The following is a 10,694-nucleotide window of genomic DNA, read 5'->3' as shown; positions in this document are numbered from 1 at the left end:
GCGATGGTCTTCGTGCCCTGCGAGGGCGGCCTGTCGCACAACGAGCTGGAAAATGCCCGCCCCGACGAGATCGCCGCCGGGGCGAGCGTGCTCATAAACGCAATGGTTGCCGCGGCGGTCGTCGCCGGGGAAGCCAGGGCAGCCTGAGAGAAAAGGAAAGAAAATGAACGATCGCGCCAGCAATGCAGTGGATCTCGAACGCAGTGCCTTTTTCATGCCGTACACGGCGAACCGGGAGTTCAAGAAGGCCCCGCGCCTGCTCGAGCGCGCCGAGGGCATGTACTACTGGACGCCCGAGGGGCGCAAAATCCTCGACGGCACCGCCGGCCTGTGGTGCGTGAATGCGGGCCATTGCCGCCCGAAGATCGCCGAGGCCATCGCCGCGCAGGCGAAGAAGCTCGACTTCGCGCCTTCGTTCCAGATGGGGCACCCGATTGCATTCGAATTCGCCGATCGCCTCTCGGCCATCGCGCCCAAAGGATTGGGCCGCGTGTTCTACACCAACTCGGGTTCGGAATCGGCCGATACCGCGCTCAAGATCGCTTTGGCTTACCATCGCGTGCGCGGCGAGGCCGGCCGCTTCCGCCTGATCGGCCGCGAGCGCGGCTACCACGGCGTCAACTTCGGCGGCATCTCGGTGGGCGGCATGGTGGCCAACCGCAAGATGTTCGGCACGCTGCTGAGCGGCGTAGACCACATCCGCCACACGCACGACGCGCGCAATGCCTTCAGCAAGGGCCAGCCCGAGCACGGTGCCGAGCTGGCCGATGACTTGGAGCGCCTGGTCGCGCTGCACGACGCCTCGACCATCGCCGCCGTGATCGTGGAGCCGGTGGCGGGCTCCACCGGCGTGCTGCTGCCGCCCAAGGGCTATCTGGAGCGGCTGCGCAGCATTTGCGACAAGCACGGCATCCTTTTGATATTCGACGAAGTCATCACCGGTTTCGGCCGCCTGGGCTCGCCCTTCGCGGCCACGCATTTCGGCGTCACACCTGACCTGATGACGGTGGCCAAAGGCCTCACCAACGGCTGCGTGCCGATGGGCGCGGTGTTTGCCAGCCAGAAGATCCACGACGCCTTCATGACCGGCCCCGAGCACGCCATCGAGTTCTTCCACGGCTACACCTATTCAGGCCACCCGCTGGCCTGCGCCGCAGCCCTGGGCACGCTAGACACCTATGCCGAAGAGGGCCTGCTCACCCGCGGCGCCAAGATGGCACCCACCTTCGAAAGCGCGGTTCACTCTCTGCGTGAGCTGCCGAGTGTGATTGACGTGCGCAACATCGGCCTGGTGGGCGGCATCGAGCTCGCACCCATTCCGGGCGAGCCCGGCAAGCGCGCCTTCTCGGTCTTTCTCGACTGCTGGGAAAAGGGCCTGCTGATCCGCACCACCGGCGACACCATCGCGCTTTCGCCCCCGCTCATCATCGAAAACAAGCACATCGACCAGATCGTCGGCACGCTGTCAGACGCGCTCAAACGCGCTGCATGAGCTTTCTCGACCTCGACGAGAAGCTCGCCCGCCACTCCTACTACGACGCCACGGCGCCAAGGGCGCAAAGCTTCGCAGCGCTGGAAGGCGATCTTGTCTGCGACGTGGCCATCGTTGGTGGCGGCCTGGCGGGGCTCTCGGCCGCCATCGAGCTGGCAGACCGCGGCTACAGCGTCGCCCTGCTCGAAGCGCGGCAGGTCGGCGCCGGGGCTTCCGGCCGCAATGGCGGGCAGGCACTGGCCGGCCTGGCTTGCGAGCAGTCGACCATCGAAGCGCAGCTCGGCATGCAAGCCTCGCGCCGCGTCTGGGCCATGACACTGGAAGCGATAGACCTCATCCATCAGCGCTGCGCACGCTTCGGCATCCAGTGCGAGTGGCAAAGCGGCTACCTGAGTCTGGCCGTCAACGCACGCAAAGCGCTTGAGCTGCAGCGCTGGCATGCCCACATGCAGGCGCACTACGGTGACACCCATCCATGGATCTCGCCACAAGACCTGCCGAAGTGGATAGACAGCCCGCGCTTTCACAGCGGCATTCACGACACGCGCTCGGGCCACCTGCATCCGCTGAAGTACACCCTCGGCCTGGCGCGCGCCGCAGCCGGCCTGGGCGTCCGCATCTTCGAGCACACCGAGGTCATGCAGCTCACGCCGGGCGAGCCCACCCGCTTGCGCACCGCACGCGGCGAGGTTCGCGCCTCGCATGTCTTGCTGGCCGGCAACGTCTATCTGCAGGGCTTGGTTCCCCCACTGGCCCAGCGCATCATGCCGGTCGGCACCTACATCGTGGCCTCCGAAGCCATCGACCCTGCACTGCTGCGCTCGCTGATCCCCTCACGCTCGGCTGTCTGTGACACCAACTTCGTACTCGACTACTTTCGCCCCACCGCCGACCACCGCATGCTCTACGGCGGGCGGGTCAGCTACAGCACCGCCACACCGATCAATCTGGTGGCCAGCATGCAAAAGCGCATGGCTCGCAGCTTCCCGCAGCTGGCCCACACACCGGTCGAGTACGCCTGGGGCGGCTTTGTCGACATCTCGATGAACCGTGCGCCCGACTTCGGGCGCTTGCATGGGAATGTGTACTACCTGCAGGGCTTCTCGGGGCATGGCCTTGCGCTCACCGGCCTGGCCGGCAAGCTGGTGGCCGAAGCCATTGCAGGCAACGCCGAGCGCTTCGACCTCTTTGCGCGCCTGCGTCACCACCGCTTTCCGGGTGGCGCGCTGTTGCGCACGCCCGCCCTGGTGCTGGGCATGGCGTACCACCGCTTGCGCGACATGCTGTGAGACCGCGCCGCGCCAATGGCGGCGCGGTGGCTCACCCGTTTACTTCACGATCACCGTGTACATGCTCGTGCCACCGCCGTTCCACGCACCCAGCGAAACCGCGCCTGCGTTGAAGCGTTTGCGGTAGAGGCTGAAGCCGCGCGAGACCGTCGCGCTTTCGGCTTGCGTGAGGTCGGTGCCGGTGTCTGTCCAGCTGGCATCCACCCAGGCCGGGCGGGCCGAGCGGTTGTCCAGCGCCACATACACGTCGGCCGCGGCCGACAGCGAGAACATCACGAGCGGATTGGCTGTTGACGATTTCGAGGCATTGGCCGTTCTGATCCAGCTCGAACCCGCCACCTCGGCCGGCACCGCCGTGAAGGTATAGGTGCGGTCGCCATAGGTGGTGTTGTTCACCTGCAGGTTTTGCTGCACCGACCACGCACCCGCATTGGACGTGTCGGCCACCTGCAAGCCCGAGATCGTGGCTTTCATCGGGATGCCGCCTTCCCCACCTGCGTGCAACAGTGCCACGCTGCCCAGGAGCAACAGTCCGGAAGCTTGCGAAGACTGGTTAGGTGTGCCCACCGGACCGATCCACTTCACGCCGAGCCCGTTTTGGGCATCGCGGCTGGTGTTCCAAATGCTGTCTGCGTTGCGCTTCAAGAAGTCGAAGTACTGCGGCTTGTTGTTGCGGTCGGCGTTGTAGAGGCGCGCGAGGCCTTGCACTAACGGGCCCTTGAACAGAATCGCGTCACCGCCACAACCGTTGTTGTCGCAGGCATCGCGCAGCACGCCGTTGGAGAACACCATGTTGGTCATGGCCGATTCGGCCGTGCGCTCAGCGGTGGCCAGGTAGCTGCGGTCGCCCGTGAGCTGGTACATCTCGGCCATGCCGCTCAGGATCACGCCCTGGTTGTAGGCCCAGGTGGCCTGGCCGTTGTTCTTGCAAGCGCTGGTCAAGCCGTCGTTGATCAGGTTCTGGCCGTTGATCATGCCGCTGGTGTTGACGAACCAGCTCGAGGCCTTCAGCGCCCAGTCGCGATAGCTGCCGGCGCCGCTGCCATTGGGTGCACGGCGAGCCAGGCGCGCCGCCGTCAAGATGAAGAGCTCATTGGTGATGGCGTTCTTGTAGTTGCGGTCGTCGTTCCACCACACACCCCCACCGCACGTGCCGTCCCATGCCTTGGCAAAGTCGACAAAGATGGCCTGCGCTTCGACAAGGAAGGCGTTGTTGCCGGTCACGTCGTAGGCGCGGATCCAGGCGTTGGCATACCAGCCCATGTCGTCGTAGAAGAACTGGTGGCCGGGCACGCCCGAACGCCAGCCGCGACCATGCACCAGCGACTGCTCCAGCAGACTGAGGTATTTGGGGTCGCGCGTGCGCTCGTAGATGTTGACGATGGCTTCCATCGTCGGGCCCTTGGTCCAGTCGTTCCATGTCACATCAAAACCCTGCAGCAGCTTGTCCATCGCGGCCAGCTCGCGCGCATTGGCCACCGGGTCGGCGGTCGCGACGAAGGGCTTGAGCGCCGTGTGCCAGGCCGCGGCCATCTTGGCGTAGCCCGCGGGGTTGGGATGGGTGCCGTCGTACAGCTCGCTTGCCAACACGGCGGCGTTCATGTTCACGAAGCTCACGCGCTTGCCGGCCGCCACCTTCTGCTGGACGATGCCCGGGATGGAGGCGTTGTAGGTGTTGACCTTGGCATTGAGCCCCGTGTTGCCCAGCGGCGTGATCGAGGCCACGAGCAAGCGACTGTTGGGCAACCGGTTGGTGATCTGGTCGATGAGGCTGCTGAGCCGGTTTGGGGCGTTGGCGAGGTCGTCGTTGAACACCACGTCGTTGGTGCCAATCATCAAGGCGATGACTTGCGGGCGATAGGTGTCGAGCCAACCGTTGATCGAGCCGGCAATGCCGCTGATGCGCCAGCCGGGGTGCCCCTCGTGGTTCCTGTCGGCCATGCTGGCCGGGCCATTCGATTGCGAACCCACGAAGTCGATGGTGCCGCCGTCGTTGCGCAAGGCGTTGAACAAGGCCGTGCGGTAGCCACCTTGTGTGTCGACACCATCGGTGCCGTAGGTGATGGAGTCCCCCAGCGGCATGATGGTGGTGACGGGCGCCGCCAGCGCCCGTTCAAACTCCACCGGTATCGGCGCCGAAGGTGCTGCCTGGGCGAGCGTGGTGTCAGGCTCGGATGAGCCGCCGCAGCCGGCGATCAGTGCGAACGCCCATGCAGCCAACAGAGAACGGGATGTGTTCATGGTCGGGTCCCAGTGGCTACTTGACGATCACGGTGTACATGCTGGTCGCGCCACCGCCCGAGGGGCCGAGCGTGAGCGTTGCGCCAGCCGCGACGCGTTTGCGGTACAGGCTGAAGCCGCGCGACACAGTGGTGCTCTCGGCCTGCGTCAAGTCGCTGCCGGTGTCGGCCCAGCTGGCGTCGACCCATGTCGGCCGTGCGGCGCGGTTGTCTAGCGCGAGGTACACATCGGCAGCCGCGGAAACACTGAAGGTCGCAAGCGGGTTGCCGACGTATGCCTTGGACGAGTTGGCGGTGCGCACCCACGCGCCACCGGCCACCACGGCTGGCACGCTGCTGAAGGTATAGCTGCGGTCGCCATAGGCCAGATTGCCGGCCTGCAGGTTCTGCTGCACTGACCAGGCTGCCGCGTTGGTCGTGTCCGAGACGCGCAGATTCGTCACCTGCGGCTTGGGCGGAACGACGACTTCCCACTGTTCCTCACCCTTGGGGAATGCATTGAGCAGGCTGATGCTCCCCAGCAGAAGCAGGCCCGACGCCTGCGACGATTGCGTCGGCGTGCCCACCGGCCCGCCCCAATTCACGCCCAGCCCGTTTTGCGCGTTACGGCTGTTGTTCCACAGGCCATCGGCACTGACTTTCAGGAAATCGAAGTACTGAGGCTTGTTGGCGCGGTCGGCGTTGTACAGCCGCGCCAGGCCTTGCGTGAACATGCCCTTGAAAATCACCGCATCGCCGGTGCAGCCGCCTCCCCACGAGTCGCACACGTCGCGGAAGGTGCCGTTGGGGTGCACCATGCGCGTCATCGCCGACTCGGCAACCCGCTCGCCGGTGGCGAGATAGCCGCGGTCGCCGGTCAGGCGAAACATCTCGGCCATGCCGCCCAGGATCACGCCCTGGTTGTAAGACCAAGTGGCTTGGCCGTTATTGCCGCAGTTGCTGTTCAGGCCGTCGTTGATCAGGCTCTGCGCATTGATCAGGCCACTGCGGTTGACGAACCAGTCGGACTCTCTGAGCGCCCAGTCACGATAGCTGCCAGGCCCGGTGCCGTTGGGTGCGCGGCGTGCCAGGCGCGACGCGGCCAGCAGAAAGAGTTCATTGGTGATCGCGTTCTTGTAGTTGCGCTCGTCGGTCCACCAGATGCCGCCGCCGCAGGTGTTGTCCCAGGCCTTGGTCATGTCACTGAAGATGGCCTGAGCTTCGATCAGGAATGCCTTGTCGCCAGTCACGTCGTAGGCGCGCAGCCAGGCGTTGGCGTACCAGCCCATGTCGTCGTAGTAGAGCTTGTTGGCGTCGCCCGAGCGCCAGCCGCGGCCATAGCGCAAGGAGTCATCTATCAGCGTGCGGTACTTCGGGTCGCGGGTGCGCTGGTAGATGTTGATGATGGCGTCGAGCGTTGGGCCCTTGGTCCAGCCGTTCGAGCGCACGTTGAAGCCGACCAGCAACTGATTCATCGCAGCGGTTTCGCGGGCTTCGGCCACGGGGTCGACGGCAGCAGCCGTCTCGCGCTGGGCCTCCTGCGAGGCTGCAGCAGGCGGGGCCGTGGAGTCGTCTGCGGCGCCGCCGCAACCGGAGATCAGCACAGCAGCGGCCAGGGCTGCGAAGAAGGCGTGGGGTGTGTTCAAGTTGTCTCCTGTGTCTTCTGATGTGAACGCAAATGGAATAAACGTTCTTGTTCAGAAAAGGATAGAACACATGTTCTACAGCGTCCAGCGCCCTTCTTGCCGATTGGTGTCGATATGTGTGCCGGGCATGGGTGCTATCACTGAGACACAAGAAATGGGGAGATAAACAGACGATCCATAGGCTCACCTGCAGCCCCGGTTGACTTCGCCCACAAGGCGGGCACACTCATTGCTCACTAACGGTATACAGAAAGCCCAGTGCGCAAACGGCCAAGAACCTGGGCGCAGCAAGCCCAATGAACGCCATCTCTGAGACTGCACCGGGCCACAAACCGGTGGTTCTGATCCCCGCCTGCAACCGCATGATCGGGCAGCACCCCTTTCACGTCGCCGGCAAGAAGTACATCGACGCCGTGCGCCTGGGCGGCTGCCTGCCGCTCATCGTGCCCTTCGTGCACCTGAGCGAGGTTGATGAGTTGCTCGACCACGCCGATGGCGTGCTGCTCACTGGATCGCCCTCCAACGTGCACCCCAGCCACTTCGGCGAAGAGGTGCTCGACAAGACCCTGCCACTCGACATTGACCGCGACGCCTGGACGCTGCCGCTCATCCCCCGGGCGCTGGCACGCGGCATCCCGCTCTTCGCCATCTGCCGAGGCTTTCAGGAGGCGAATGTCGCCTTGGGTGGCAGCTTGTACCAGGCCGTACAAGAGGTGCCCGGCCAGCGCGATCACCGAGGCGTGACCGACAAGACAGCCGAAGAGCAGTACGACTTCGCCCACGACGTGATCGTGGAGCCGGGCGGTGCGCTCGCCGGCATCGTCGAGCAGCCGCAGTTCCGGGTGAACACCGCCCACGGCCAAGGCGTGAGAGAGCTGGCGCCTGGCCTGCGCGTGGAAGGCCGCGCACCTGATGGCCTGGTAGAAGCCTTTTCGCTGCCATCGGCCAAAGGCTTCAACCTCTGCGTGCAATGGCACCCCGAGTGGCAAGCCGCGCAAAACCCCATCTCGCTGCGCTTGTTCAAAGCCTTCGGCGCGGCCTGTCAAAGTTTCAGAAACCGCCATCGGGAGCCCCGCCACGACCCTGATCGCTAGCGACCGCCGCCCTGCCGCGCAGCGTGTCCAGCCAGATCGCCCTCTGGCCTACAACTCAAACAGGTGACCCCCCATGGTGGACAAGAACAATTTCAATTTCAGCGACCTGGAGCAGTGGCTCAACGACAGGCGCGTGACCGAGATCGAGTGCCTGGTGCCCGACCTCACCGGCGTGGCCCGCGGCAAGATCCTGCCGCGCGGAAAATTCACCGAAGACCGCGGCATGCGGCTGCCCGAGGCCATCGTGGCCATCGGCGTGACGGGTGAATTTCCTGAGGAAGGCCCTTACTACGACGTGATCCACGCGACCGACCGTGACATGCACCTGCGCCCCGACCCCAGCACCGTGCGCATCGTGCCCTGGGCGGTAGACCCCACCGCCCAGGTCATACACGACTGCTACGACCGCGACGGCAAGATGATTCCCTACGCACCGCGCTCGGTGCTGCGCAACATCTGCGACCTCTACGCCGCCGAGGGCTGGGACCCTGTCGTCGCCCCCGAGCTCGAGTTTTATTTGATCGAGCGCAGCATCGACCCCAACCAGCCACTGCGCCCACCCAAGGGCCGCAGCGGCCGTGCCGAAACCTCGCGCCAAGCCTATTCCATCGACGCGGTGAACGAGTTCGACCCGTTGTTCGAAGACATCTACGCCTACTGCGAGCAGATGGAGCTCAACGTTGACACGCTCATTCACGAGGTGGGCGCCGGGCAGATGGAAATCAACTTCTTCCACGACCACCCACTGGGCCTGGCCGACGAGGTGTTCTTCTTCAAGCGCACGATTCGCGAGGCGGCGCTGCGCCACGAGATGTACGCCACCTTCATGGCCAAGCCCATGGCCAACGAGCCCGGCAGCGCCATGCACGTGCACCAGAGCATCCTGAACAAGGCGACCGGCAAGAACATCTTCAGCAACCCTGATGGCTCGCCGAGCAAAGAGTTCTTCTGGTACATCGGCGGCCTGCAGAAGTACACGCCGGCGGCGATGGCGCTGTTTGCGCCCTACGTCAACTCTTACCGGCGGCTCGCGCGCTCCACGGCCGCACCCATCAACATCCAGTGGGGCACCGACAACCGCACTGTGGGCATACGCTCACCGGTGGCCACGCCTGCAGCACGTCGCATTGAAAACCGCGTGATCGGCGCCGACGCCAACCCCTATGTGGCCATGGCCGCCACCCTTGCCTGCGGCTACCTCGGCATGAAGAACCGCATCGAGCCTGCCCCCGAGTGCAAGGGAGACGCCTATCTCTCCGAGTACCAGCTGCCGCGCTCGCTCAGCGAAGCCCTGGGCTGGCTGGCCGACGAGAAGGAGCTGCACGACGTGCTCGGCAAGTCGTTCATCACCGTGTACTCCGAGGTCAAGGAGATCGAGCACGACGAGTTCATGAAGGTGATCTCGCCGTGGGAGCGCGAGCATTTGTTGTTGCACGTTTGACGCCAGCGTGTTGTCCCCTCTCCCACGGAGAGAGGGACAAATGCCGCCCAACGGAAAAATCCAAAACACCATGACCACACGAAGCACACAAGACTGGCAAGCCGCCGACACGGCCCACTACCTGCACCCCTTCACCGACTTCAAGTCGCTCGCAGGCAAGGGCTCGCGTGTCATCACCAAGGCTGACAACATCTACCTCTGGGACAGCGATGGCCACAAGATGCTCGATGCGATGTCGGGCCTGTGGTGCGTGAACGTCGGCTACGGCCAGCAAACGCTGATCGACGCCGCCACGCAACAACTGAAGACTCTGCCTTTCTACAACTCCTTCTTCCAGACGGCCACGCCACCGGCCATCGAGTTGGCCGAGCTGCTGGCTGAGGTGACGCCACCACAGTTCAAGCACGTGTTCTTCGCCGGCTCGGGCTCCGAGGCCAACGACACCATCGTGCGCATGGTGCGCCGCTACTGGGACCTTCAAGGCCAGCCGCAGCGCAGCGTGATCGTCAGCCGCCACAACGCTTATCACGGCTCCACCATGGCCGGTGCGTCGTTGGGCGGCATGAGCGGCATGCACGAGCAAGGCGGCCTGCCCATTCCGGGCATCGTGCACATCGAGCAGCCCTTCTGGTTCGAGAGCGACCGCAGCCTGAGCCGCGACGACTTCGGCCTGATGACGGCACGCGCGCTAGAGACCAAGATCACCGAGATCGGTGGCGACAAAGTGGCGGCCTTCATCGGCGAGCCGGTGCAGGGGGCTGGTGGCGTGATCGTGCCGCCCGCCACCTACTGGCCCGAGATCCAGCGCATCTGCGACAAGTACGGCATCTTGCTCGTCTCAGACGAGGTCATCACCGGCTTCGGGCGCACCGGCAACTGGTTTGGCTGCGAAACTTTTGGGTTCAAGCCCGACCTCATGACCTTTGCCAAGGGCGTGAGCTCGGGCTACATCCCACTGGGCGGAGTGATGGTCGGCGAGCGCGTGGCGCGCGCACTGATCGATGAGGGTGGCGAGTTCGCCCATGGCTACACCTACTCGGGCCACCCGGTGGCCTGCGCGGTGGCGGTGGCCAACATCAAGCTGATACAGCGCGAGCGCCTGGTCGAACGCGTGCGTGAGGAGCTGGGGCCTTACCTCGCCGAGAAGTTCAAGGCACTGGGCGAGCACCCCCTGATCGGTGAGGCGCAAACCTGTGGGTTGATGGGCGCCCTGCAAATCGTGCAAGACAAAGCCACCGGCGCCCCCTTCGACGGCAAGCTTGAAGTGGGCATGCTGTGCCGCGCGCATTGCTTCGGCAACGGCTTGATCATGCGGGCTGTGGGCGACCGCATGATCGTGGCGCCGCCCCTGGTGATGACGCTCGCACAGATCGACGAGATGGTGGGGCTGATCCGCCAGTGTCTCGATTTGACGCACGCCGAGCTCAAGCAGCGCGGCTGGCTGTGAGCGCTCGGTGTCGGTGGCACGGGGTTTGCCTGTAGAGCCACCCGATGGCGCGCTGCCTAGACTGGC

At 64.7% G+C, this 10,694-nt stretch carries 7 protein-coding genes; 5 read left to right on the top strand and 2 right to left on the bottom strand.

Translation table 11 applies throughout. The features are described from left to right. Positions 1–163 precede the first annotated feature (163 nt). Both aptA and AC30QB_RS11400 read left to right on the top strand, forming a co-directional pair. The gene (aptA, locus tag AC30QB_RS11405) at positions 164–1,492 is read left to right on the top strand and encodes an omega-aminotransferase AptA (RefSeq protein WP_489546334.1); all 1,329 of its coding nucleotides are present in this window, start codon (positions 164–166) and stop codon (positions 1,490–1,492) included. Continuing rightward, positions 1,489–2,781, top strand: a complete 1,293-nt coding sequence (locus AC30QB_RS11400; protein WP_489546333.1) for an NAD(P)/FAD-dependent oxidoreductase — start codon at positions 1,489–1,491, stop codon at positions 2,779–2,781. The genes aptA and AC30QB_RS11400 overlap by 4 nt, the downstream gene beginning before the upstream one ends. A gap of 39 nt (positions 2,782–2,820) precedes the next feature. Here AC30QB_RS11400 and AC30QB_RS11395 read toward each other — a convergent pair whose 3' ends face one another. Both AC30QB_RS11395 and AC30QB_RS11390 read right to left on the bottom strand, forming a co-directional pair. Continuing rightward, positions 2,821–5,022 carry a glycoside hydrolase family 76 protein gene (locus AC30QB_RS11395; RefSeq protein WP_489546332.1) on the bottom strand — a complete coding sequence of 734 codons (2,202 nt, stop codon included), beginning with the start codon at positions 5,020–5,022 and terminating at the stop codon, positions 2,821–2,823. Between the two features lie 16 nt (positions 5,023–5,038). Then, positions 5,039–6,646 (bottom strand): glycoside hydrolase family 76 protein, encoded by a 1,608-nt coding sequence (locus AC30QB_RS11390; RefSeq protein ID WP_489546331.1) that lies wholly within the window; start codon positions 6,644–6,646, stop codon positions 5,039–5,041. Positions 6,647–6,942: 296 nt separating this feature from the next. Here AC30QB_RS11390 and AC30QB_RS11385 point away from each other — a divergent pair, with 296 nt between their 5' ends. The 3 genes from AC30QB_RS11385 (at position 6,943) to AC30QB_RS11375 (ending at position 10,628) form a co-directional block, all read left to right on the top strand. Continuing rightward, entirely contained in the window at positions 6,943–7,740 is a 798-nt protein-coding gene (locus AC30QB_RS11385) for a gamma-glutamyl-gamma-aminobutyrate hydrolase family protein (protein ID WP_489546330.1), read from the top strand. Between the two features lie 73 nt (positions 7,741–7,813). After that, a complete protein-coding gene (locus tag AC30QB_RS11380) occupies positions 7,814–9,181 on the top strand; it encodes a glutamine synthetase family protein (RefSeq protein WP_489546329.1) in 1,368 nt (455 codons plus the stop codon). 70 nt (positions 9,182–9,251) lie between these two features. Further along, positions 9,252–10,628 (top strand): aspartate aminotransferase family protein, encoded by a 1,377-nt coding sequence (locus tag AC30QB_RS11375; protein WP_489546328.1) that lies wholly within the window; start codon positions 9,252–9,254, stop codon positions 10,626–10,628. Positions 10,629–10,694 lie beyond the last annotated feature (66 nt).

The organism is Rhizobacter sp. (assembly GCF_046595475.1).
In the GTDB taxonomy this organism is placed as follows: Bacteria; Pseudomonadota; Gammaproteobacteria; order Burkholderiales; family Burkholderiaceae_C; genus Rhizobacter.
The sequence above is the reverse complement of the archived record's forward strand: the minus strand, read 5'-3'. Positions and strand labels throughout refer to the sequence as shown.